Origin of the sequence: Bradyrhizobium sp. ORS 111, from assembly GCF_045571485.1 — a bacterium.
Taxonomy (GTDB): domain Bacteria; phylum Pseudomonadota; class Alphaproteobacteria; order Rhizobiales; family Xanthobacteraceae; genus Bradyrhizobium.
Genome location: NZ_CP120701.1, coordinates 6,741,212 through 6,764,588 on the forward strand (window position 1 = coordinate 6,741,212; position 23,377 = coordinate 6,764,588).

Consider the following 23,377-nt stretch of genomic DNA (forward strand, 5'->3'; position numbering starts at 1 on the left):
GGCGCCGCCACGCGCGTTATGTCCGGGAAGTGTGTCTTCCGCGACTTGACAAATAGATGCGCGCCGCATTGCCGCCGTAGATCGCGGCCTTCTGATCCGCCGACAGATCGGCCAACAGGATTTCGCTGGCCGCGAACCAGCTCGCATAACCGCCGGCCAGATTGACCACCGGCCAGTCGCTGCCCCACAGCATCCGCTGCGGCCCGAAGCAGCCGAGGACGTGCTCGACAGCCTCGCGCAGATCGTCGACTTTCCAGTTCGGCGCCGCCTCCGTGACCAAGCCAGAGAGCTTGCAGACGACGTTGGCGCGCGTGGCGAGCCGCGTGACGTCGTCCTTCCAGGCCGTTATGTCGCCGCTGGCGAGGTTCGGCTTGCCGAAATGGTCAAGCACGAATTGCAGGTCAGGATGGCGATCGACCACCTGCACCAGCCTCGGCAAATGCCGCGGCAGCACCAGCGCGTCGAACACGAGGTCATGGCGCGCCATGGCTTCACACTGCGCGGTCAGGGCCGGCCGCAGCAGCCAGTCGTCGTCGGCGATGTCCTGCACCATCGGGCGCAGGCCGACGAGCAACTCGCGCGCCGCGATCGCATCGATCCGCGCCACCGCATCGTCTGCATCGAAGTCAATCCAGCCGACCACGCCGCGCACCAGCTCGCTCCCCTTGGCGATATCCAGCATGAAGGCCGTCTCCGCCTCGGTCGGCGCGGCCTGCACCAGGATCGTGCCCTCGATCCCGGCGGCTGCGAGATGCGGCGCCAGGTCGGCGAGGCCGAAATCGCGATAGATCGGCGCGAGCTCGGGCGTCAGCCAACCGTAATCGGCGCGCGCCAGCGTCCAGACATGGTGATGCGCGTCGATCCGCATCATGCCGGCACCGGCGCGTTGTCGTCGAGCAGACGCTCGGCCTTCAGGTCGCGCCACAGCGCTGATGGTACCGGTGCCGACAGCGCGGCGACGTTGCGTTCGACCTCCTGCGGCGTCTGCGCGCCGAGCACGAGGCTGGCGACGGCAGCATGCCCCAATGCGAAATGCAGCGCGGCGGTCGACAACGCCACGTGATGGGCGCGGCAGACGCGCTCGATCGCGGCGACCTTTTGCATCACGTCCGGCGGCGCATCCTTGTAATTGTATTTGGCGCCAGGAACGGCGCCGGTGGCGAGAATACCGGAATTGAACACGCCGCCGAGCATCACACCGATACCTTGTGTCTGCGCAAGCGGCAGGAATTCGGCGAGCGCCGGCTGCTCCAGGAGCGAGTAGCGGCCGGCGAGCAGCATGGTGTCGAACGTGCCGGCCCTGGCAAAGCGCACGCACATCTCGGCCTCGTTGACGCCGATGCCGATGCCCTTGACGACGCGCTCGGAGCGCAGCTTGTCGAGCGCGACATAGGCGCCGTCCATCGCCTCGCGAAAGCGTTGCTCGATCGCATCAGCGCCGTGGGTCCAGACGTCGACATCGTGGATCAGCAGCAAGTCGATCCGGTCGAGGCCGAGCCGCAGCAGCGACTGTTCCACCGAACGCATCGTGCCGTCATAGGAATAGTCCACCACCGCGTGGTGCGGCTGGCCGCCGACGAAATTGGAGCCGCTGCCGCGCCCGTGGAACGGATCCATCCAGCGCCCGACCTTGGTGCAGACCACGACATCGTCACGCGCCACGCGGCGCAGCGCAGTTCCGCTGCGATGCTCGGCGAGGCCATGACCATAAAGCGGCGAGGAATCCAGCAGGTTGACGCCAAGCGCGAACGCGCGCTCCGCCGCCGCTATCGCCGTGGCGTCGTCCAACAGCGCAAACAGATCGCCGAGCGGCGCAGTTCCGAAGCCGAGGATCGAGACATCGAGTCCGGTCCGGCCAAGCCTGCGGCGTGGCAATGGCTGGGACGTTCGATGGGGGGATTGGTTCATTGGCGCGCCTCGCTCGCAATTGTTCTTGCTTGCGCGCAGACTAACTGCGCGAGCACGGGTCGCGCAAGTCGGCATGCGAGGCAGGCTGATCGCCCATTCCACAACGCAGCCGCAGAGCTCAGCGGCCGATCTGCCTGAACTTGTCGGACAGGCCGTCGAGATAGCCGACCCAGGTCGCGTTGATCGCCTGGTCGTGCACCAGCGTGTGAAAGCGGATCATGATGCAGATCAGGAACAGCGGCTGGATGAAGGCGGAGCGCAATGTCAGTGCCAGCAGGGCTGCGACCGAAACGGTGACCAGCGCGCCATTATCCCGGATCGCGTCCGGCAACGCCATCGTGGCGAGGCCGGCGGGGATGAGCAATGCCAGGCACAGCAGGATGCTCAAGCTGCGCTCGACAATGACCATCCAGACCGACGTCGTCAGGATCGGCTTGGCGTTCTGGCAATAATAGACCAGCCCATCCTGAACATTGCGCCGCGGATCGTCTCCGCCGCGCGCAAGATCGTAGGACAGCACCACCTTATCGAGATAGCGCGTGGCCGCCGCCAGAATGGTGTTGATCAGGCCGACGATCGTGCTCACGCCCGGGGTCGGCAGCCATTCGCCGAGCGTATCCAGCGCGTTGTGAAAGGCACGCAGGACGCCGCGAACCAAGACGCCAAGCCCGAACAGCGCCGCGACCTCGCCGAATCGTGCCGTGACGATCCGCCGGCCATAGGCGAACTGCCCCTCGCGGCCGTCGCCGATGCGGCCTTGCGTGATCAGCTCCGTCAGCACCGCGACATGGCCGCAGGCGATCACATGAAGCACGTATCGCAGCACGGCACCCCAGACCCATCCGCCGGCGAGGGCGAGGCCGAGAAACCAGCAGGCGCCGAACGCCGTCGCGACATGTGTTCCAAGCCACACCGCGCCGCCGACCGCGATCCCGATCCAAGCGATGCACGCCGCGGCGACAGCCAGCAGGACACCCCATCGCGCCAGCGCGTAAGGCAGGGTTTCGAGCAACAACCCCAGCGCCGTCGCCAGGCCGTGATCACGAACCAGCAACGGATATGAGTGCGGCGCTTGCTGCGATGGCCCGGTGCGATGGTCCGCCGTGCCATCATCGCCGCGGCCGCCTTCATTGGCCAAGCTCATCTGAGACACTTGTTTTCTCTTTCGTTGATTGACCAAGCGCGACGCAAGCATCCGCCGCTATTGCGGGATCAGCTCGACGCGGCGGTTCTTGGCGCGGCCGTCATCGGTGGCGTTGCTGGCGATCGGCGCGAGCAGACCGGCGCCATAGCCTTTCAGACGGGCTGGGTTGATCCCGTAGGTCGAGACGAGATCGGCCACCACGGCATCGGCGCGCGCCTGCGAGAGCTGCATATTGAAATCGAACCCGCCGACATTGTCGGTGTGGCCGACCAGATAGACCTTGCGTACGGGATCCTTCTTCAGGAAGGCCGCGATCTCGTCGAGCGCGGGTCGCGAGTCCGGCTTCAGTTGCGACTTGTTGAAGTCGAACAGGATGCCGGACAGGACCACCTGACCTGAGGTATCCAGCCGCTTGGCGATCTCCGAGGCCGACACTGGGACCATGCCATTCTTTAGCTCGCCGGTCTGAACCGCATCCAGCCGGACCACCACCTGGCCCTTCTCGACCTTGACCTCGGGGTTGTAGCCGTCGTCGTATTCCACGATGTAGAGCGCGATATAGGTCTTGGCCGCGCCGTCGTCTTTCACCGCGGCGAGATAGCGTGACTGATCGGTGCTGTAGCCGATGATCTGACCGCCCGGCCCCCTGCTCTCGAAGAAGCCGCCTTGCGCGGCACCGAAATCCGGTCCCTTCGCTTCATAGAGCACGCGGTAACCGGCTGACGCGAGATAATCGCGGTAGTTGCGGAACACCTCCGCGGAGGACGCGCCCTTCGGCACCGTATAGAGCAACTGGGTGAGCCGCCCCTCGAGCTCCTGCCTCGCCTCGATCTCGGCCTCGTTGGTGTGGAAGTTGAAGCCGGTGATCCTGCCGGTCGGCAGCGTGTACTCGGCAAAGTTTCTTAAATCGCACAGCGCGATCGAGGAATTCTGAAAGCGCATCATGCCTTCGAAATCGCGGCAGCCGGCCTTGTCTGCGGCAGACGCCTGCTGCACGGCAAAGACCAGCAGGGCCGCGGCGGCAAGGCACGCAGGGATCGCGCCCAGTTTCGGTCGATGGGAGATCATCGGGTGTTCCGGTGGTTGGATGCTATCGTTCAATGAATGTTTCGCGGCAGGCATCACAGCGCCAACGCCCCGGGGCTGGCGGAGGCTTGATGAGTTGGCGCTGTGAGCCGGCGCAGCCAGGCGTGGCCAGCCGCAACGTCGGTCAGGGGAAGCCGACGTGGCGGCGTGCGATCACTGGCCCGGCGGGAGTTCGGCGTAGTTGCCGTCCTTGTCGCGGCGGTACACGACGTAGTCGATCAGGGTGATGTCACCCTTCGGCGTGTAGCTGATCTTGCCGAGCACGGTGTCCCAGCTTCCACCCTTGATGGCCGCCGCGACCTTCCTGGCATCGGTGGTCCTGGCACGGTCGACGGCCTCGCTCCAGACTTGAAGCGCCGCGTAGCTGTAGAGGGTGTAGCCGTCGGGATCGATGCCCTTGTCCTTGAACTTCTTCATGATCGCGGCGGCCGCCGCCTTCTTCCGCGGATCAGGTGCGAAGGTGAACAGCGAGCCCTCGGCGAGCGGTCCCGCGATCGCCGCGAACTGCTTGTCGACCAGGGCGTCGCCGCCCATCAGCACGGCATTGACTCCCTGGTCACGCATCTGGCGCAGGATCAGTCCGGCCTCGGCATAGTAGCCCCCGACATAGACCAGATCGATCGCCTCCTTCTTGAAGCGGGACACCAGCGCGGCAAAGTCCTTGTCGCCCTTGTTGTAGGCCTCGTAGAGCTTCTCGTGCACGCCGGCTGCGTTGATGGCGTTCCTGGTCTCGTCGGCAAGGCCTTTGCCGTAGGTCGTCTTGTCGTGGATGATCGCGACGTTCTTGCCCTTGTAGTTCTTGATGATGTAGGCGGCGGCGACCATGCCCTGCTGGTCGTCCCGGCCGCAGACCCGGAACGTGTTCCACAATCCGCGTTCGGTGAATTGCGGGTTGGTCGAGCCGGGGGTGATCTCTAGCACGCCGCCGTCGGCATAGGTGTCGGACGCAGGGATCGAGGTCGACGAGCAGAAGTGGCCGACGACGAAGGGGATCTTCATGCCGACCATCTTCTGCGCGACCGATACCGCCTGCTTCGGATCGCAGGCGTCGTCGCCGACCTCCAGCTTCAGTTTCTTGCCGAGCAGCCCGCCCGCTGCGTTGATCTCGGCAACGGCAAGTTCAGCGCCGTTCCTGAACTGCTGGCCGAAGCTCGCCTCTGAACCCGTCATCGGCCCGACCACGGCAACACTGATGTCCTGGGCCGTCGCGGCGCCGGACAGCGCCAGGCCGGCGCCAAACGCGAGAAAATATCGTCGGAGCGAAAACTTCATCACATTCTCCTCGACGGCCCTCGCCGTCTCCATGCATCGCTATCGATGAGTCTCCCCAGCGGGGCGATCACCCGGGGGCCGCCTTTTAGGCGCGTCGTGAGGATGAGGCTCGGACGGACGCGACGACGAATTGGACTTATGCGACATCAGCCAACAATTTGAACTGGCGTGACCGCGCCCTGGGGCCCCGACGCGATACGCGTCAGCTATTCCATGCTGCGATCATCCGTGAACAGCAGAGGGGTCGCGCGCATGTCCAAGCCCAAGAACGCCTGGCCGGCCATCTGGTAATTGGCGGGTGCCAGGGTGATGTGCTGGGTGGCCGCATGGACATCGCGCAGGCAGCGTTCGAGCCCGCTGCTCACATAGGGGGATGCCGAGCCGCCCGCACTGAACGCAAGCTCGGTCGCCTCCTTGGCGGTGGTTGCGGCATGGGTCGATGCCAGCCATAGCGTAGCGCGCTGAGCAAGGCTGAGCGTGCTGCCGTTGCTGACGACCCGCCACGCGTCATCGAGCGCATCGTAGAGGAAAGCTCGCCCCGAGCGCAGCAAGGCCTCCGCGCGTCCCAAGCTGGCTTGCGTGGTTGCATCCTCGCGGAGCAATTGTCGTGAGCGCGCCGCGACCTTGCGTCCCACAAGCTCGTATAGGATGTCGATCGCGTGGCGGGCGATTCCCAACGGCACGGCGGCGAGCAGAGCACCGAAGATCGCGATGGTCGGAAGCGCATAAAGCGGTCCCTGTTCCACCGGAGGGTCGCGAAGCGAAAGCGATCGCGCAGACGGGACGAAAACGTCGGTGACCCCATAGTCATGGCTACCCGTGCCACGGAGCCCGATGCTGTGCCAGGTATCGAGGATTTCGCACTCAGCGGCAGGAAACAGCAGGATGCGCGTGACCGGCGTGCCGTCGGCTCTCAGCCTGAGCTGATCGTCGTCGAAGATCCGGCAGCCGCCCACGATCCAGGCGGAGTGCTGGCAGCCGCTTCCGAGTGGCCATCGGCCCGTGACGCGGTAGCCGCCATCGACGGCCAAAGCGTTCCCTGACGGTCGCAAGCCTCCGGCAAGTCTCACGAGAGGATCGCTCCCGTAGATTTCGAGCGCAGCCTCCCTCTGAAGATATCCGGCGAATGCGCCATATCCGCCGCCGATCGCCGTGCACCAACCTGCGGCGCCGTCGGCGCGCGAGACTTCCTCGACGACCCGCGTGAGGGTCATGGGGTCGGCTTCTTCACCGCCCATGCTGCGCGGAATCCAGAGGCGAAAGAGACCCGACTGCGCCATCGCCTCGACCAGCGGCGCAGGCAGCCGCCGCGACCGCTCGCCCTCTTCCACGGATGCCTGAACGAGCGGCGCAAGAGCCGCTGCGATCTCGATGAACGATGGTCGCGTGGTGTCAGAAATGGATTCGTCCCACCGCATTCCGAAGACCTCTCCTCGTTAGGCTGAAGCGCCGTGATGGATGGATCTCCTCGAAGCGACGATCCACCGCGGGCAGCCTTTTAGGCGCGTCGAGGACATGAGGCTCGGACGGACGCGACGGGGAATGGGACACACACGACATCGAGCGACGGCTTGAACCGACATTGCCGCGCGGTCGTGCAGGCCGCGATGCCGGCTCCGGCCGTGACGACATGCCATTGCAGAGCGGGAATAAGTTCGGTCAGAGACGTCGCAGCGCGGAGCGGATTTCCGACGGCGTCGCACCGTAGTGCCGGCGGAACGTGCGGTTGAAGTAGGACAAATCGCCGAACCCGGATTCGAATGCGATGGTGCCGATCGTGCTGTCGGTCCAACGCGGATCGGTCAGCAGCCGATGCGCGCGCGCCAGGCGCTGACCGAGCACGAATTCCGAGAACGTCGACCCCGCGCCTTCGAACAGCCGCTGGATATGACGCGGCGTGAGCTTGAGGCGCGCCGCCACGGCGGACAACGTCAGGTCGTAGCCGAGATTCTCGCTGATATCGGCCTTGACCGCGGCGAGCCGTGCGGCCGCCAGCCCGCGTTCCTCGGCGACCACCGTTCCGTCCCGATTGGCGCCGATGATCAGCGCACCAAGGTCGGTCAAATGGCTGACGACCGCGTCGACCAGTTCAGGTGTCGCGAGCTGGTAGCCGTCGTCCAGCTCCCTGACGTAGAATGCGAGCAGCCGCAGCGCTTCCGTGTTGGCCGACAGGGCGCGCATCGTCATGTCTTGAGGACTGGAGCCGAGCGCGGCGAGCGCTTTGCGGGGCAGCCGGAGGCCGAAGAAGCGGCTTGGCGACGGGCTACCGGCCATCTCGCCGGCCTCCGCAGCCGACATCAGCACCGCTTGCCCCGGGGCGAGGTCGATCTCGCGACCACGCTGCGAGGCGCGAACCTGGCCGCTCGTGATGATGGTCAGGACAAAGTCGTCCTTGCCGTCGTGCAGCAGTGCGCGCGGCCTTGCGATCCGCAAGTTGCTGCACGTCCAGGATCCGATGCCGAGCCCAGGCAGTTCACGTATGTTCGCTTCGGCATGGAACGCGCCATCGGTCAGCGGCTCCGGATCGAGCCCCACCATCATCCGGCCGATCTGCTCCCGGAAGATCGGCAAGCGGTCGCGTTCGCTCCAATCCGCGGTTGAGAACCGAAGATCGACGATATCCCGCACTCCCAAAGTCATCAGTTCATCCTTATGGCCGCGGGACACATCGCGCAGATGCGGCTGATTTTTGCCAGTCCGGCACGGCCGAGCTGGAATGCGGGACACACCATTATGTCGGGCCGCGCGCCGTGTGGTTCATAGCCCGATCAGGCCGCCGGTGTGTGACATGCTGTGACGCAGTCACGAATTCCATCCCGGTGGAGGACGAGCTGACGGCGCGCCGCACTTTTTCCGCTGCCGAGCCGGTGCAGGACCGCTCGCTTCGCAGGTTCGCTGCGCAATACTCGATCAGGCATGCTCCTCGGAGATGTCACACTTGGTGTAGTCCGGCAGCATCGCGGTCGCAATGATGCTGACGACGGCGCAGAACAGGATATAGGCCGCGATCGCGTAGCCCGTTCCGTAGGTTGCGAACAGTGCGGTTGCGATCAATGGAGCGGGACCGCCTGAGATCACCGAGGAAAGCTGGTAACCGATCGACGCACCGCTGTAGCGCAGCCGCGGCGTGAAACATTCGGCGATCAGGGCTGCCTGCGGCCCATACAGGATGTCGTGGGGAACGAACGACAACACGATGGCGATGAACACCAGGATCGGCACTGTCGTGTCCAGCAGCGCGAAGTAGATGAAGCCGTAGATTCCGGTCAGGACCGCGCCGATCAGGTACATGCGCTTGCGTCCGATGACGTCGGAAAAATGCCCGGCGAGCGGGATCGTCGCCATCGAAACGATGCCGGCTGAGATCAACGAGGTAAGCAGGAAATCTCGCGGCGTGTGCAGCACATTGACGCCGTATGCGAACACGAAGGCGAGGTAGATGTAGGCCGGCGCCTGCTCGGCCATCCGCGCCAGCGCGGTGAGGATGATCGCGCCCGGCTGGCGCTTGATCACTTCGAGCACCGGGACCCGCTCGACGCGATTCTCGGCGACGATGCGGCGGAAGGCCGGGGTCTCGAGAATTCCGAGCCGGATATAGAGCCCGATCGCCACCATCACGATGCTGAGCAGGAACGGGATACGCCAGCCCCAGACCAGGAACTGGTCGCCGGAGATGCGGCTGAACACCAGGACTGCGATGTTCGCGAGCAGCAGGCCGCCCGGACCGCCAAGCTGCGGCCACGAGGTAATGAAACCGCGATGGTTGTTGGTGCGTGCCCATTCCATCGCCAGCAGCACCGAGCCTCCCCACTCGCCGCCAACGCCGACGCCCTGGATGAAGCGAATGACGGTGAGGATGACGGCGCCCCAGATGCCGACGGTCTCGTAGGTCGGGACGAGGCCGACCGCAAAGGTCGCAAGCCCGGTCAGGAGCAGGGTCGCAATCAGCGTTGCCTTGCGGCCGATGCGATCACCGTAATGACCGAAGATCATTGCTCCGATCGGTCGCGCGATGAAGCCGACGGTGTAGATGGCGAACGCCTCCAGCACGCCGACCAGCGGATCGGATTTCGGAAAGAACAGCTTGCCGAAAACAAGGCCGGTGACCGTGCTGTAGAGCAGGAAATCGTACCACTCGATCGTCGTCCCCACCGTGCTCGCAATAACGGCGCGACGCAACTGGGTGCGGTGATCAGTCTCGGACAGGGCATCGGATGTCACGTGGATCGTCGTCATAGGGCTCCTCCTCACACGCCCTTGCCTGACGATTGCTTCACGGATCTTGCGTCGCTATCTCCTGATTCCCGTTTCTCATTACGCGGCGTATGACCACCAATCGCAAGAAAGGGCTCGATCCCTGGACGTTTCGCTGATGCGAATGTCTCGGGGAGATTTGACGGAACGAGCTTGGTCCCGCGGACCCACGCGAGCAATGCGCACTTAGTAGCAGGACGGCGGCGGCGGCTGCTTGCGTCGCTGTCCGATAGGCGCGCATCATCCGAGGGTGTTGCGACGCAGCGCCCGATCACGGCTGCAGGCATTCCGCCGCCGCATGGCGCACGACTTCGCACCGCGACAAGAACGCGATGGCGATGCTTGCGTCCGTCCCCGGTTACACCGGATCGAAGGCGCGGATCGGCGGCAGATTGCCGGTGAAGCGCTCGACCTCGACCGTGGTGAGCTGGCCGGTGCAGCCTTGCGCGAAGGACGACGTGCCGATGTCGCGCGTCAGCACGTTCGGATTGCCATGGACGCAGAGCGGCGCCTCCTCCTCCGGGTCCATCGGGTCGTACCACGCACCGGTCGGAAGCTGGACGATCCCGGGAGCGATTGCATCAGTGACCCGCACGGCCGCAAGGCATGCGCCGCGCGCATTGAACAGCCGGATGATGTCGCCGTCACGGATGCCACGAGGGTCCGCGTCGCGCGGGTTCATCCGCGCCACCTCGCGGCCGCGATGCTTGGCGCCGGTCGAATGCCCGCCGAAGTCGAGCTGACTGTGCAGGCGCGTGGACGGCTGGTTGGCGACGAGGAAGAGCGGCGCGCTTTGCCGGGGGACATCCGTCTTCTCGAGCCAGACTGGATGACCCGGACAATCGGCATCGCCGTGCCCTGCGATCTTCGCCGAGTAGATCTCGATGCGCCCGCTCGGCGTCGGCAGCGGCCGCTCGACCGGATCCTCGCGGAAACGACGCAGTGAACCGCCGTCGTCCTGATGTTGCGGCACGACCAGGCTGCCGCTCTGCCAGAATTCCTCGAAGCTCGGCGCGGCAAGCCCGCGCGCGGCGAGCGAGGCGCGGGTCGGCTCGTAAAGATGCTCCAGCCATTGCCGCGACGTGCGCCCCTCGGTAAAGGCGTCGCGGGCCCCGAGGCGCTCGGCGAGATCGGAGAAAATCTCGTAGTCATCGCGCGCAAGCCCGTAGGGCTCGGCGATCCGATGCATCGCGACCATCAGCGGATCGTTGGAGGAATAGCCGATGTCCTCGCGCTCGAGCGTCATGGTGCAGGGCAGGACAATGTCGGCGTGCCGGGCCGTCGCGGTCCAGGCGAGCTCGTGCACCACCAGGGTGTCGAGCCGCGCAAAGGCCTTGCGCAGGCGATTGAGGTCCTGGTGATGGTGGAACGGGTTGCCGCCGGCCCAGTAGACGAGACGAATGTCGGGATAGGTGCGCGTCTCGCCGTTGTAGCGATAGGTCGCGCCGGGATTGAGCAGCATGTCGGCGATGCGAGCCACCGGAATGAAGTCGGCGACGCCGTTGCGGCCCTGCCCGAGCGTCGGCCCCGGCACCGCGTTGACGCGACGGCCGTAATAACCGATCGCCCCCAGCGAATAGGCGTAGCCGCCGCCCGGCAGGCCGATCTGGCCGAGCGCGGCCGCCAGCACCATGCCCATCCACACCGGCTGCTCGCCATGCTCGGCGCGCTGCAAGGAGTGGGACACGGTGATGAGCGCGCGCCGTCCGGCAAGGCGACGCGCCAGCTTTCGGATGATGTCGGCGTCGATGCCGCAAATCGCGGCCCAGGCGGCATCCTTCGGCTTTCCGTCCGCCTCGCCGTTCAGATAGCGCAGGAAGACCGGCCAGCCTTCGGTGTAGCGGTCAAGGAAGGCCTGATCGTGCAGACCTTCGCTGACCAGCGTGTGGACGATCCCGATCATCAGCGCGGCATCGGTGCCCGGCGCGGCGGTCATCCATTCCGCGCCGGCCTCGGCGGGCAGATCGTCGCGCAGCGGGCTGACCAGGATGAACTCGCAGCCGCGCCGGCGCGCCGCTTCCATCGCGCCGCGCTCGACGTGCTTGCTGATCGAGCCGCCGGCGACCATCGAATTCTTCAACGCCATGCCGCCGAACGCCAGCACGATCTCGCTCTCGGCGGCGATCTGCTCCCACGTGACGTTGCGCTTGGTGACGTCTTCGTAGCCCGACAGGATCTGCGGCAGCAGCACCGAGGACGCACCCGAGGAATAAGTGTTCACCGAGCGCACATAGCCGCCCATGGCGATGTTGAGGAACCGGTGAACCTGGCTCTGCGCGTGATGAAACCGCCCCGCGCTGGACCAACCGTAGGAACCGCCGAAGACCGCGCCCGGGCCGCGGGTGTCGCGGACGCGCTTGAGCTCTCCACCGAGCAGGTCCAGCGCCTTCTCCCAGCTAACCGAGACGAAGTCGTCGCGACCGCGACGATCGTCGGGCCCGGGACCGCGCTCGAGCCAGCCGCGGCGGATCGCCGGCTGGGCGATGCGCGCGCCATGCCGCAGGGCGGCGGGGAAATTGTCGATGATGCCGTTCGGGTCGGGATCGCCCCCATACGGCCTGACCTCGAGAAGATTATTCTCGCGAAGACGCGCGGAGAAGACGCCCCAATGCGACGTATGCGGCTTGAATCCCTCGGAGAGATCGAGGCCGGGATCGGGGAAGCCAATTATCTCGTTCATCGCGTCGTCCTTCATCGCAGATCGGGCGTCTTCTGCATGCCACCTTCACAGCTAAATGGCCAGTTTGCTGATCCTCTTCCTGACATCATCAAGTTCAACTTCGCCGAAAACGCAAGGGCGCGCCGCGCGAATGCCGGGAGGAACGCGGCATGCACGAAGTCTGGCTGAGATCGGCGTTCTTGGGGAACTGCGTCGCGCGAGCGAGCAGCGCACGATGCCCACCTGCATCTGGACGGCGCGACCGCACGTCTCGCGGAGGCTGCGCTCGGATTTCTTGGCGGGAGTGAGCGCGGCCTCAGCGGTCCAGCAGCTTCCGCATCCACTCCGGCAGATCCTGCGGAACTGCTGACGTTCCGCTGCTCTGGGTCACGATGGCCGTGTTTCCGCCGCTCTGGCGATAGATGGTCGTCCGCCCCGGCGCCCGGTCGACATGCAGCTCGACCTTGGCTGGGTCGCCGCTTTGAGTGATCACCGTCGTGCCGTTGGCGTCATGGACGACCGTCGTGTGGCCGTCGCCCTCGTCGCCCGTTCCGCCGGCACGCGCTCCGCCGCACATCACGATGCTCACTCCGATTGCGAACAGGATGGATCTCATTGTCGATACGTCCCTTCGTTGCGGTTATCGGCTGACCTGAAAAATGCCGGACCAGTTGGTTCTGCCGTGCTGGCTCACATATCCGGCGTTCATGCTGCCAAACTGCGCGATGAGCGAGTTGGTGGAAGTGCCGAACTGGGTCACATAAGCGGTGTTGCTGACGCCCGACTGCTCGATCAACGCATTGGTCGTGCCGCCCACCTGGATAACATCGACGAAGTTCCTCGTTCCGGTCTGGATGACGGTAGCATCGACCGTCCCGCTTCCGCCAAACTCGACGACCGTTGCGTAGTTGATCTGGCTGGTCTGGTCGATCACCACCGACGTATTGCCGCTGGCCGTGATCGTCTCGACACTGACATATGATGTCTGGCCCGATCCAAATCCTCGTCCGAACCGCGGCAGATGCGATTCCGCCGACGCCGCCGAGCTGACGCTCACGGCCGCGAGGAACACCGCTATCCAGGTTAGCATATACCGTTTCATGAACCCTGCCCTCGTTCCCAGGCTTGCGATGAGCCGCTCGAACTCAGTGGCCCGTTTGAACCACCGTCGACGTGTTGCTGCCGCCGAGCTGCATGATCGCTCCCAGGTTCGTGCTGCCGAACTGCGACAGGACGCTCATGGTGGACTGCCCGGACTGACCGACGAACGTAAAGTTGTTGGCGCCGACTTGCCCGACCGATGCGGTGCTGATCCCGCCGAATTGCAGGATGCCCGTGAAGTTGTTGGTGCCGTTCTGAACGACGCTGGCGCCGGTGGTGCCGCCGATCTCGAACACGCCTGCCATATTGGTGCTGCCATTCTGCAGCAGGGAGACCGGCGGGCCGCCGATCGAGACAATGGTCTGAACATTGGCGCCCTGCGCCAGGGCCGGCGCGCCCGCTCCGCAACAGGCCGAGAGCGCAACACCGGCAATCGCAAGAAGATGTTTCATGGCTGTTCTCACTTGCTTGGGACGGTCTCTGTCACGACCGGGCAACGCACGGTACGCCCGGCATCACGGAGCGGATTGCAGGATCGTCGAGCCGTTGAGCAATCCAAGCTGCGACACGCCCGCCGCATTGCTGAGGCCGATCTGACCGATCAGGCCGGAGTTCGAGCCGCCGACCTGCCCGCTGGAAGCGATGTTGGTCGTGCCGCCCTGCCCGATCACCGACGTGTTGATCGTCAGTGGCGATATCGCACCTGCCTGCATTGTGCTCGCCTGGTTGGATGTGCCGAATTGCAGCGCGACGGAATTGTTTGTGGTGGTGCCGGTCTGGCTCACGAACGAGACGTTCGTTGTGCCAAACTGCAGCACGCTGACCGAGTTACCCGCGTGGGCCTCGACGGCACCCGACGCGGAGATGATGACGGCGACAACGGCGAGACGATATATGCTCATGTGAAATCCTCGACCAACTTCAGCCGGCCGATTTCGCTTGAAGGCCAATCGCCGGGCTTGGGGTTACGGTGCCGAATGCTTCCTCGGGCGAGCCGATGCGAGAGCACGCCCGAGGAGAGCAGCGACATGGCTGCCTAGTGCTGGGTCTGCGAGATGCTGCTGAGATTCAGGATGCCGCCCTGGCCAACGGTGGCGCTGTTGGACTGGGACAGCGAGCCGAGCGGGAACGAGTTCTGCGTAATGCCGCTGTTGTTGGAGACGCCGAGCTGAAGCGTGGTGGCGCTGTTCTGCACGCCGATCTGGCCAACGCTGCTCACGTTGTTCAGTCCGGGCATGGTCAAGCCCTGCGACGTATTGGCGACGTTGAACACGCCGAGCTGATTTGTGGTCGACGAATTGTTGGTGAAGCCGTTCTGGGTCACCGACGAGCCGTTGGCGACGCCGACCTGGGTCGTGGTGGCGGTGTTGCCCGCATGAGCGGCGCCGGAAAGAGCGAACACGGCAACGGAAGCGAGGAGCAATTTGCGCATGGAGAATTCCTTTCGTGAGACGTTTTTCCGATGTCGGCTGGTAAGCGTTCATCGCTATCAACTGACAACGTGAGGAATTCTGAACCGATCGCACCTCGCACAACAGACTGCAGTTCAAGCTAGTCCGGCCGGACTAGACGCCGAGCGTCAAGCACAAGCGGATGCAATGGAATGTTGCGCGACGCCGCGCGGAATGATGCAAGCGCCGCCGGCGCTGACGCTGTCGACCAACCGTGCCACCTCGATCGGCGAGCGCAGTTTCAGCTTTCGCATCACGCGTATGCGATGTGCCTTCACTGTGACTTCGCTCACGCGCAGCCTGGCCGCGATCTGCTTGGCCAGAAGTCCTTCCGCCATCAGCAGCATGATCTCATGCTCGCGCGCAGTGAGCGCTTCGATCAGCACCTTCACCTCGCGGAGTGCATGTTCGCGGCTGCGCCGCGACCGGTCTCGCTCCAGCCCAAAGCGAATGGCATCGAGCAGCTCCTGCTCGCGGAACGGCTTGGGGAGAAACTCGACTGCACCGCGTTTCATGGCTTCAACCGACGTGCGTACGTCGGCATGGGCGCTGATGAAGACGATCGGGATCGGATTTCCGGAGCTTGCGAGGATATTCTGCAATTCGAGCCCGGTCGCCGAGGTGCCGGGGAAGCGGATATCAAGGACGAGGCACGACGGCCCGTTTCGCAAATATTTTTCGAGAAACTCCTCCGGCGACGCGAAGAGCTTCACATTGAGCCCAACCTCTTCGCAGAGGCATCCAATGGACTCTCTCACATCCGCCTTGTCATCGACAACGTAAACTGTCGCTTGGCTCTCGCTCATTGAAGTGGCTCCATCTCGAAAAATTTCTGCGAGGTACGTTTTTCCTTTCAATCGAATGTGCTGCAGCTTGTTGAAGCGACGCTGCGGCAGATCAAGATGCTCGCAGCTTCCTGCCGATTGATCGGACGGAAGCCGCCGCGCGCTCCGCCACATCCTTCACCTTTAGAATCTGACGCAATCTACGTAAGGTTGGCCCGGTTCCCGTGTTAGCAGCTTCACATTTGTCGCCGCCGCGGGACGCTCGCGCCGCGGTTTCCTTGCGGCCGTCCCGATACGGATTCCCGTCATGAGTGACCATGATGATGGCCAGGAAAGCGATCACGATCTGATCGTGACCAGGCGAACTATAGATTGAAAGGGATAAGTCGCAACAGATTCCACGATGCGAATCGCATCTGCGTCGACCAGAACGATGACTGCCACGGCTTCGATCTTTACGTTTGGATCATGGACGTCCGGACAACAGCGTGCAGGATCATACCCGAAGTGAGCCACGTATTCAGTCACGCGTTCGATCGCCAAAAAATCATTTAAGATTTGCATTTGATGAAAACCCGTAGGGGTCTCGTTTTGACGCAATGAAAGAATGCTCATGCACATCCTGCGAAATATATTTGTGTTCGCCGGAACGGGCGGGGTTGCTGCAATCCTGACCTACAGCCTCGACATCGCCGACAGCCAGAGCGCCCTCGCGCGGATCGGCCTCGCCGCACCCGTTCCGCACATCGATCACGAAACGCCGTCGGCCGGATCGACGTCACCACAATTCCGGTTCGCCTCGATCGAACGCGGCAGCATCGAACAAACCATCACCGTCACGGGAGCGCTGCACCCGGTGAAGACGATCGAGGTCGGCTCCCAGCTCTCCGGTCAGCTCTCCAGGGTCTATGTCGATTTCAATGACATCGTGCGCAAGGATCAGGCACTCGCTCAGATCGATCCGCGGACTTTCATTGCCAAGGTCGACGAGGCGAGATCGGCTCGCGACATGGCGCTCGCCAATGTGGAGCTGGAGAAGGCCAAGCTCGATCGCGCCAGGATCGACCTCGACAACGCCCGTGCGAACAAGGCCGTGCTCACCAACAAGCTTGAGAACGCCGAGGCGCTGAAGACATCAGCGCAGAGAATACTCTCCCGCAAGCTGACGCTGCAGGCGCAGAATGTCGTCGCAACGACCGCGGTCGAGGATGCACAAACCGACTTCACCTCCAAGCAGGCGCAGGAAAACGAGGCGCGGATTCTCGTGAAGCTGAACGCCTTCTCGGTCGAAGGCGCGGAGGCGGATGTGCGCCGGATCGAAGCCGAGCTGCAGCAGGCCAAAAGCGCCGTCCCGGAGAAGGAGGCCGTGCTCAGCGCGGCCCAGGCGGACCTCGATCGCACGGTCATCCGCTCGCCGATCGACGGCGTCGTCGTCGGCAGGTTTGTCAACGAGGGTCAGACACTCGCCGTCGGCCTCGAGTCTCGCACCACCTTCACGGTCGCGCACCGGCTGGAAGACATGGAGATCCACGCGCAAGTCGACGAGGCGGATATCGGCCGGATCGCCGCCGGGCAGCCCGCCCATTTCATGGTGGACGCCTATCCCGGCCGGCGCTTCGAAGCGGTGGTCCGGCAGGTGCGCAAGGCGCCGGAGATCCAGCAGCACGTCGTCACCTACATCGTGGTGCTGTCGACGTCCAATTTCGACGGGGCGTTGCTGCCCGGAATGACCGCGCTGGTGAAGATCGTCGTCGCCCATCAGGACAACGTGCTGAAGGTCCCACTCGCCGCGCTGCGCTTCCAGCCCGCCGGTGCGCGGCCGGCGCAGCCTCCGGGCGGAGACAGCGTGTGGGTACGCATGACAGACGGATCGATCAAGCCGGTGCCGGTGACCGTCGGCGCCGCCCGCAGCGCGGAGCAGGTCGCGCTGCGGACCGGTGAGCTGGCCGAAGGCAATCAAGTCGTCGTCGGACAGGCGATCCGGCCGACCGGGCTCGAAGTGCTCGGCATCAAGTTCGGATCGTGATCGCCATGCCGCCGCTCGTCAGCCTCCGCTCCGTCTCACGCACATACCGCACCGGAGCTGTCGCTGTCGCGGCTGTCCGCGATGTCAGCTTCGACATCGAGCACGGCGAGATCGTTGCGATCATGGGTCCGTCCGGCTCGGGGAAGTCGACCTTGATGAACATGATCGGATTGCTCGATAGTCCGAGCGAGGGAGCGATCTACCTCGACGGAATGGATGTCGCTCACCTGCCGGAAGATCAGAGATCGGGTCTGCGCGCACAGAAGATCGGCTTCGTCTTTCAGTCCTATAACCTGCTCGCCCGGCACAACGCGATCGAGAACGTGGCGCTGCCGCTCGTCTATTGCGGCCTTGGCTGGAAGGAACGCATGTCCCGCGCCGCGCGCAGCCTCGAGGCGGTCGGCATGCTGCACCGGGCGCAGCACTTCCCGAAACAGCTCTCCGGCGGCGAGCAACAGCGGGTTGCGATCGCGCGGGCGCTGGTCGCCTCTCCCTCGATCGTGCTCGCCGACGAGCCGACCGGCGCCCTCGACAGCCGCACCGGTGCCGACGTGCTGGCGCTGTTCTGCGCATTGAATCGCGGCGGCCAGACCGTGCTGATGATCACCCACGACCCTCGCGTCGCCGCGCACTGCAGCCGCACGGTTCGTCTGCAGGACGGTCAGGTCGTCGCCGATCAGGTGCATCCTCCGGCCGCTCCAAAACGGGTGATGGCGCTATGACTGCACTCCAGGGACTGCAGATCGCACTGCAAGTGCTGCGCCTCAACCCGCTGCGCAGCTTCCTGACGATTCTCGGGATTGTGATCGGCGTGGCATCGGTCGTCACCGTGCTCGCCATCGGCAAGGGCGCGCAGCTCCAGCTCGAGCAGCAGATCCGTTCGATCGGGGCCAATGTGCTCATGATCACGCCTGGCGCCATTCACCAGGGTGGCGTCAGGCTCAAGGCCGGCACCAAGCTGACGCTGACCGAGGGCGACGTGCAGGCCATCATCGAGCAGATTCCGGAGATCCAGGTGGCGGCAGGCTCGATCGCCGGAACGGCGCAAGTGATCCACGAGAGCAAGAACTGGAACACGACGATCAACGGCACGACGACCGGGCACTTCCTGGTGCGCGACTGGCAACTGTCGTCCGGACGCTACTTCTCCGCGGATGATGAGGCCGGAGCCGGAAAGGTGGCCATTCTCGGCAGCATCACCGCGCGGGAATTGTTCCAGCCCGGCGAGAATCCGATCGGAGGTCAGATCCGGATCATGAATGTCCCGCTCGAGGTGATCGGAGTGCTGGATCGCAAGGGCCCGGCGCAGGACGATGTCGCATTCGTTCCACTGACTACCGCCAAGCTGCGCTTCCTTGGCAGCGCGAGCGGCATCAACCGGGACAGCGTCGCCTATGTGATCACCAAGGTGGCCTCCGACGGCCAGATGGCAGGAGCGCAGACCGAGATCGAGAGCCTGCTGCGACAACGCCACCGCATCCCCACCGACCAGGAGGATGACTTCAAGGTGCAGGACCCGGCCGCGGCGATGGAAGCGCAGCAGGGTGCGGTCCGCACGGTAGCGCTGCTGTTGATGGCAATCGCTTCGGTCTCGCTGCTGGTCGGCGGCATCAGCATCATGAACGTCATGATCGTTGCCGTCACGGAGCGCACCCGCGAGATCGGAATTCGCCGTGCGCTTGGCGGACGCATGCGCGACATCCGCTTGCAGTTTCTTTGCGAAGCGCTCGTGCTCTGCCTGATCGGCGGCGCGATCGGCATTGGCGGCGGCATCACGCTTTCGCTGACGATCGCTCGGATGGCGGGTTGGATCACCGCCATTGATGCGCAGGCGATCGGCTTGTCCGTGGCCTTTTCGGCCGCAACCGGACTGATTTTTGGATTTTATCCCGCCCACCAGGCCTCGAAACTCAATCCGATCGAGGCGTTGAAGGCGGAGTAGACGTATTTCGGGTGGATTAAGTACAGACGATGGAGCAGTCGTCATGATTTCGAGCACGAAGACATTGATCACACCCACCCGCCGTGAGCGCGAGCTCATGCTGCTCATTGCACGCGGAATGCAGAACAAGAACATTGCGCACGAGCTCAGCATCTCCGAGAACACCGTACGCGCGCATATCGGAAACATCATGCGGAAGTATCGGCTGCACAACAGGACCCAGATCGCGATGATCTTCGCCCTCGATGCCTCTCCGGCATCCGTGCGCCGCGACCTGGCGCAGGCCAGCAACCGTTCCAACCCGGCGCTGAGGCCGGTGCCCGCCGCAACGATCGCGCTGCCATCCGTCACAGGCGCGTTGGCCGAAACCGCGCCCGAGTGAGGCCGGCCCGTCGGCGCGGGTGCCGTCGATCACGTGCATTTGTATTTCGTCCATGTCTCACCTGCGGATTGCGCGCGAAGGCCACGGATCTTCTCATGCTTGCTGCGTTGTCATGCACGAGGATTTGCCGCATTTGCGGCCGAAACTCGCACCGCATGAATGCAGGATGCACAATGCGACACGAAGACGAAATCCTGAGCAAAGTGCCAGAGGTGACGTTCGGCTTCTGGCTGATCAAGATCCTTGCCACGACACTTGGGGAAACAGGCGGCGACGCCGTGACCATGAGCTGGCTGCACGCCGACAAATATCCCGGCAACGGCGGATATCTGATCGGCACCGGAATCTTTCTCGCCGTGTTCGTTGCGGCCGTGATCGCCCAGATCTCGACGAAGCGATTCAGCGCCTGGATCTACTGGCTGGCCATCATAGCCTCCACGACAGTGGGTACGGCCATGGCGGACTTTTTCGATCGCTCATTGGGCATCGGCTATATCGGAGGCTCGTCGATCCTGTTGGCGTGCGTCTTGGGCTCGCTCGCGATCTGGTACCTCACTCTCGGCTCGGTCAACGTTCAGACAGTGGCAACGCCGAAGGTGGAGATCTTCTACTGGATCACGATCACGTTTTCGCAGACGTTGGGGACCGCACTCGGGGATTGGATCGCTGACGACACCGGACTGGGATATGATGGAGGCGCGCTCGTGTTCTGTGCGGGGCTCGTGCTGCTGGCAGTTCTGTATTACTGGACGGCAATCTCGCGCGTATTTCTGTTCTGGGCGGCCTTCATCTTGACGCGACCACTCGGCGCGACGATCGGAGATTTTCTCGACAAACCAACGAGCGATGGCGGCCTGGCGCTGAGCCGATTTTTGGCAACCGCGGTGATCTTCGCGGCAATCGTCGGGCTCATTCTGGTCTTGCCGCAGCGGCCGGGACGACATCCCGGATCGCGCATGGCAACCGAGATGCGGTGAACCGCCGGAAGGAGACCAGCGATCTGCGCTGCCGTCAGGCAGGAAAGCACGCCGTCGCGGTCAGCGTCAGCGGGGCCATATTCAGGACTTGCGGAAACTGGAACTGATAGCTCGCGCTCACCTGGTTGCCGCAGGCGGGTGCGGCGTAGCTGAACGTAGAAGCCGGCAGGTTGAGGCCGAACGCCTGCTGGCTTGCGTAGGTGGCGATCACGTCCGGCTTGCTCGTCGGGCAGAGCGTGGCGTTCACGGTCGCGCATCGCGCGGCAATCTCGACCCCGCGCTGCAATCCCGCCTGGGTCCACAGCAGCAGACCGATTTCGATGATGCCGAACAGGAAAGCGAAGAACAGCGGTGCGATCAGGCCAAATTCGAGCGCGGAGGCACCGCGATGATCGCGCCAAAACGGGCCGGCACTCGTCATTGCAATCTCGCCATCGCTTGCATGCTGATGGAATAGCTGACGGGAACGACCTGGTAGTTGACGATCGTCCAGTAGGTCGCTTGCGCTGACACGGTGGTATAAGTACCGGCCACTCCGCCTCCCGGGCAGACGCTGCCGCAACTCATGCTGTCGACACCGGACGTGGTCGCGCAGCCGCAGTATTTGGCGGGCGCGGGGTTCGCGGTAATCGCGGTGGAATTGGTCGCGTTGGCGACCGCGGCAGAAATCGCATTCACGTCGAACCCATGGGCAATGGCGTATTCAACGCCGGCCTGCGCCGCATTTTCGACCTGCACCTTGCGATAGACCGCAAGCCCGATGTCGACCACCGAGACCACCATCAGCGTAAGGAGTGGCACCAAAACGCCGAATTCGATCGCAGCAGTGCCGCGTGTGTTCTTGCGGAAACGCCCGAGCAGGCGACGCGGGCTGCGACGCCGATCGGATCGCCACGCACCAGATGGATTGCCCGTCTTCATCTCAAAAACTCCGCCTCAATATCGTTAGTCAGTATTCCGGGCTTACTCGACGAGTTGTGCCGTCGTCGTACCGATGGTGCTGCCGCCCAAGGCCGCGCAATTGACCTGAAGATTCGAACTGCCGGTAAGGGAAATTGTATCGGCGATGACCTGCGTGCACGAGGTGGTCGTGCCGTTGCCGCCGCTGAACTGCAGGTTCGCCTTCGGCAGGTAGATGGCGCCGCCGAAATTCTGGGAGCCGCCGCCCTGCAGCGAAAAGGTCGCGCCTGTCGTCATGTTGCGGTCGCCATAGATCACGATGCCCTTGGTCGGGCCGGAGGCCGGAGCCGTCAAATTGATGATGGCGTTGCTGCCGATGTTGGCGGTGGCCCAGCCGTTGCTGGCCGAGCCGGTGAAGACGAGCGTCACGCCCGAGGTGCCGCTGCAGGTGCTGCACGTAACTGTTGCGTTGCCTTGCACCGACAAGCCCCCGCCGGAGCCGTAGAAGTAGTAGATGCCGGGGGTGAGATCGAGCGTGTATCCGGATTGCACCGATACCAGGCCGCTGTAGCACGTGTTCGGGGAGATCGAATTGACCTTGCCGCTGCTGTTGATCTTTTGATTGGCAGGGTTGCACGTGGTCGGCGTCGTGGGCGGAGAAACGGTCGCATAGGGATCGGCGATCGGCCTGATGCCGCTGCGAATGCCGTTCGGGGCCGTAATGTTGCTCGCGCCGGAGATGCTGCCGACCGCCCCGACCAGGTTGGCTGACACCCTCGCGGTGCCGCCGACATTCAGCGAGGGAGACCCGCTGGAGTTGCTGTAAAGATTGCAGTTGATCAGATTGACATTGTTGCTGCCGCTCGCGCTCACCGCCGAATTGGCGGTCGGATCGAGCGCAAGCACGCAACCGATGCCGACATTGCCGAGCGCGACGGCGCGGGCCGTGACCGCGACCGTGCCGGAGCCGAACAACGCCGACAACAGCCGCGGTTGCGGCTGGCTGATGATGACTTCGACGGCCTGGGCGTTCGAGGTGAAGCTTCCGGTGGTCGGCGGCTGATTCACCGTGACGGTGACGTTGTTGGCCCCGTTCTTATAGCCGTAGAACGCCGTGATGGCGTCGGCCTCGGTGGCAAGATCGGTGCCGGCGGTGGCTGCGCTGACGGCCGCGGAGTCGGCGGCGCTGAGCATGTTCTTCTGCTTGTAGAACCACCAGGCGACCTCGGTGCCGAGGCCCGCGGTCCCGGCCAGCACGGGGAGCAGCAGGGCGACGAGGACGGCGTAGCTGCCGGACTGGTCGCGCGCGAAACGATCGAAAAGGTGATTGACGCGGGAGCGCCGCATTCCCGGCGCTGGCCTCATTTGCGAGGGTACTTCCGCCTTCCAACGCATGAAGGCCGTCATGCTGTCCTCGGTAGTCGGGTGGCCGATGCAAATCCTATACGGTGCGGCGGTTTAACGCGGCCTATCCTTCGTCGCAGAAACTT

At 64.0% G+C, this 23,377-nt stretch carries 24 protein-coding genes; 5 read left to right on the plus strand and 19 right to left on the minus strand.

Annotated elements, in window-relative coordinates; translation table 11 throughout:
- Positions 1 to 16: 16 nt before the first annotated feature.
- The 16 genes from P6U30_RS30950 to P6U30_RS31025 form a co-directional block, all read right to left on the minus strand.
- On the minus strand, positions 17 to 871 hold the full coding sequence (locus P6U30_RS30950; RefSeq protein WP_407166552.1) for an amidohydrolase family protein: 855 nt from the start codon (positions 869 to 871) through the stop codon (positions 17 to 19).
- Positions 868 to 1,908 (minus strand): aldo/keto reductase, encoded by a 1,041-nt coding sequence (locus P6U30_RS30955; protein WP_407166553.1) that lies wholly within the window; start codon positions 1,906 to 1,908, stop codon positions 868 to 870. Before P6U30_RS30955 ends, P6U30_RS30950 begins: the two co-directional genes overlap by 4 nt.
- 118 nt (positions 1,909 to 2,026) lie before the next feature.
- Complete coding sequence (locus tag P6U30_RS30960) at positions 2,027 to 3,052, minus strand: hypothetical protein (RefSeq protein ID WP_407166554.1); 1,026 nt, start codon at positions 3,050 to 3,052, stop codon at positions 2,027 to 2,029.
- 57 nt (positions 3,053 to 3,109) lie between these two features.
- Positions 3,110 to 4,120, minus strand: coding sequence for an OmpA family protein (locus P6U30_RS30965; RefSeq protein ID WP_407166555.1), 1,011 nt, complete (start codon positions 4,118 to 4,120; stop codon positions 3,110 to 3,112).
- 171 nt (positions 4,121 to 4,291) lie between these two features.
- Positions 4,292 to 5,410, minus strand: a complete 1,119-nt coding sequence (locus tag P6U30_RS30970; protein ID WP_407166556.1) for a branched-chain amino acid ABC transporter substrate-binding protein — start codon at positions 5,408 to 5,410, stop codon at positions 4,292 to 4,294.
- Between the two features lie 206 nt (positions 5,411 to 5,616).
- Positions 5,617 to 6,828, minus strand: a complete 1,212-nt coding sequence (locus P6U30_RS30975) for an acyl-CoA dehydrogenase family protein (protein ID WP_407166557.1) — start codon at positions 6,826 to 6,828, stop codon at positions 5,617 to 5,619.
- 241 nt (positions 6,829 to 7,069) lie between these two features.
- The gene (locus tag P6U30_RS30980; RefSeq protein WP_407166558.1) at positions 7,070 to 8,050 is read right to left on the minus strand and encodes an AraC family transcriptional regulator; all 981 of its coding nucleotides are present in this window, start codon (positions 8,048 to 8,050) and stop codon (positions 7,070 to 7,072) included.
- Positions 8,051 to 8,320: 270 nt separating this feature from the next.
- The gene (locus P6U30_RS30985) at positions 8,321 to 9,646 is read right to left on the minus strand and encodes an MFS transporter (protein WP_407166559.1); all 1,326 of its coding nucleotides are present in this window, start codon (positions 9,644 to 9,646) and stop codon (positions 8,321 to 8,323) included.
- Between the two features lie 376 nt (positions 9,647 to 10,022).
- The gene (locus P6U30_RS30990; RefSeq protein ID WP_407166560.1) at positions 10,023 to 12,344 is read right to left on the minus strand and encodes a molybdopterin guanine dinucleotide-containing S/N-oxide reductase; all 2,322 of its coding nucleotides are present in this window, start codon (positions 12,342 to 12,344) and stop codon (positions 10,023 to 10,025) included.
- A gap of 295 nt (positions 12,345 to 12,639) precedes the next feature.
- Positions 12,640 to 12,939, minus strand: coding sequence for a hypothetical protein (locus tag P6U30_RS30995; RefSeq protein WP_407166561.1), 300 nt, complete (start codon positions 12,937 to 12,939; stop codon positions 12,640 to 12,642).
- A 24-nt stretch (positions 12,940 to 12,963) separates the two neighbouring features.
- A complete protein-coding gene (locus tag P6U30_RS31000; RefSeq protein WP_407166562.1) occupies positions 12,964 to 13,425 on the minus strand; it encodes a curlin in 462 nt (153 codons plus the stop codon).
- Positions 13,426 to 13,468: 43 nt separating this feature from the next.
- Complete coding sequence (locus tag P6U30_RS31005) at positions 13,469 to 13,876, minus strand: curlin (RefSeq protein ID WP_407166563.1); 408 nt, start codon at positions 13,874 to 13,876, stop codon at positions 13,469 to 13,471.
- Positions 13,877 to 13,939: 63 nt separating this feature from the next.
- Positions 13,940 to 14,326 carry a curlin gene (locus P6U30_RS31010; protein WP_407166564.1) on the minus strand — a complete coding sequence of 129 codons (387 nt, stop codon included), beginning with the start codon at positions 14,324 to 14,326 and terminating at the stop codon, positions 13,940 to 13,942.
- A gap of 134 nt (positions 14,327 to 14,460) precedes the next feature.
- On the minus strand, positions 14,461 to 14,856 hold the full coding sequence (locus P6U30_RS31015) for a curlin subunit CsgB (protein WP_407166565.1): 396 nt from the start codon (positions 14,854 to 14,856) through the stop codon (positions 14,461 to 14,463).
- A 147-nt stretch (positions 14,857 to 15,003) separates the two neighbouring features.
- Entirely contained in the window at positions 15,004 to 15,681 is a 678-nt protein-coding gene (locus P6U30_RS31020; RefSeq protein WP_407170582.1) for a response regulator transcription factor, read from the minus strand.
- 318 nt (positions 15,682 to 15,999) lie between these two features.
- The gene (locus P6U30_RS31025) at positions 16,000 to 16,275 is read right to left on the minus strand and encodes a hypothetical protein (RefSeq protein ID WP_407166566.1); all 276 of its coding nucleotides are present in this window, start codon (positions 16,273 to 16,275) and stop codon (positions 16,000 to 16,002) included.
- Positions 16,276 to 16,297: 22 nt separating this feature from the next.
- Here P6U30_RS31025 and P6U30_RS31030 point away from each other — a divergent pair, with 22 nt between their 5' ends.
- The 5 genes from P6U30_RS31030 (at position 16,298) to P6U30_RS31050 (ending at position 20,987) form a co-directional block, all read left to right on the plus strand.
- The gene (locus P6U30_RS31030; protein WP_407166567.1) at positions 16,298 to 17,686 is read left to right on the plus strand and encodes an efflux RND transporter periplasmic adaptor subunit; all 1,389 of its coding nucleotides are present in this window, start codon (positions 16,298 to 16,300) and stop codon (positions 17,684 to 17,686) included.
- A complete protein-coding gene (locus P6U30_RS31035; RefSeq protein ID WP_407166568.1) occupies positions 17,683 to 18,408 on the plus strand; it encodes an ABC transporter ATP-binding protein in 726 nt (241 codons plus the stop codon). The genes P6U30_RS31030 and P6U30_RS31035 overlap by 4 nt, the downstream gene beginning before the upstream one ends.
- Entirely contained in the window at positions 18,405 to 19,628 is a 1,224-nt protein-coding gene (locus P6U30_RS31040) for an ABC transporter permease (RefSeq protein WP_407166569.1), read from the plus strand. The genes P6U30_RS31035 and P6U30_RS31040 overlap by 4 nt, the downstream gene beginning before the upstream one ends.
- Before the next feature lie 43 nt (positions 19,629 to 19,671).
- Positions 19,672 to 20,010: a response regulator transcription factor gene (locus P6U30_RS31045; protein ID WP_407166570.1), complete on the plus strand. Its 339-nt coding sequence runs from the start codon at positions 19,672 to 19,674 to the stop codon at positions 20,008 to 20,010.
- 173 nt (positions 20,011 to 20,183) lie between these two features.
- Positions 20,184 to 20,987: a hypothetical protein gene (locus P6U30_RS31050; RefSeq protein ID WP_407166571.1), complete on the plus strand. Its 804-nt coding sequence runs from the start codon at positions 20,184 to 20,186 to the stop codon at positions 20,985 to 20,987.
- 34 nt (positions 20,988 to 21,021) lie between these two features.
- Here P6U30_RS31050 and P6U30_RS31055 read toward each other — a convergent pair whose 3' ends face one another.
- From P6U30_RS31055 to P6U30_RS31065, 3 genes are read right to left on the minus strand one after another with little or no spacing between them, the layout of a single operon-like run.
- Positions 21,022 to 21,408 (minus strand): TadE/TadG family type IV pilus assembly protein, encoded by a 387-nt coding sequence (locus P6U30_RS31055; protein ID WP_407166572.1) that lies wholly within the window; start codon positions 21,406 to 21,408, stop codon positions 21,022 to 21,024.
- Complete coding sequence (locus P6U30_RS31060; RefSeq protein WP_407166573.1) at positions 21,405 to 21,908, minus strand: TadE/TadG family type IV pilus assembly protein; 504 nt, start codon at positions 21,906 to 21,908, stop codon at positions 21,405 to 21,407. The genes P6U30_RS31055 and P6U30_RS31060 overlap by 4 nt, the downstream gene beginning before the upstream one ends.
- A 42-nt stretch (positions 21,909 to 21,950) precedes the next feature.
- The gene (locus P6U30_RS31065; RefSeq protein WP_407166574.1) at positions 21,951 to 23,234 is read right to left on the minus strand and encodes a pilus assembly protein TadG-related protein; all 1,284 of its coding nucleotides are present in this window, start codon (positions 23,232 to 23,234) and stop codon (positions 21,951 to 21,953) included.
- Positions 23,235 to 23,377: the final 143 nt, after the last annotated feature.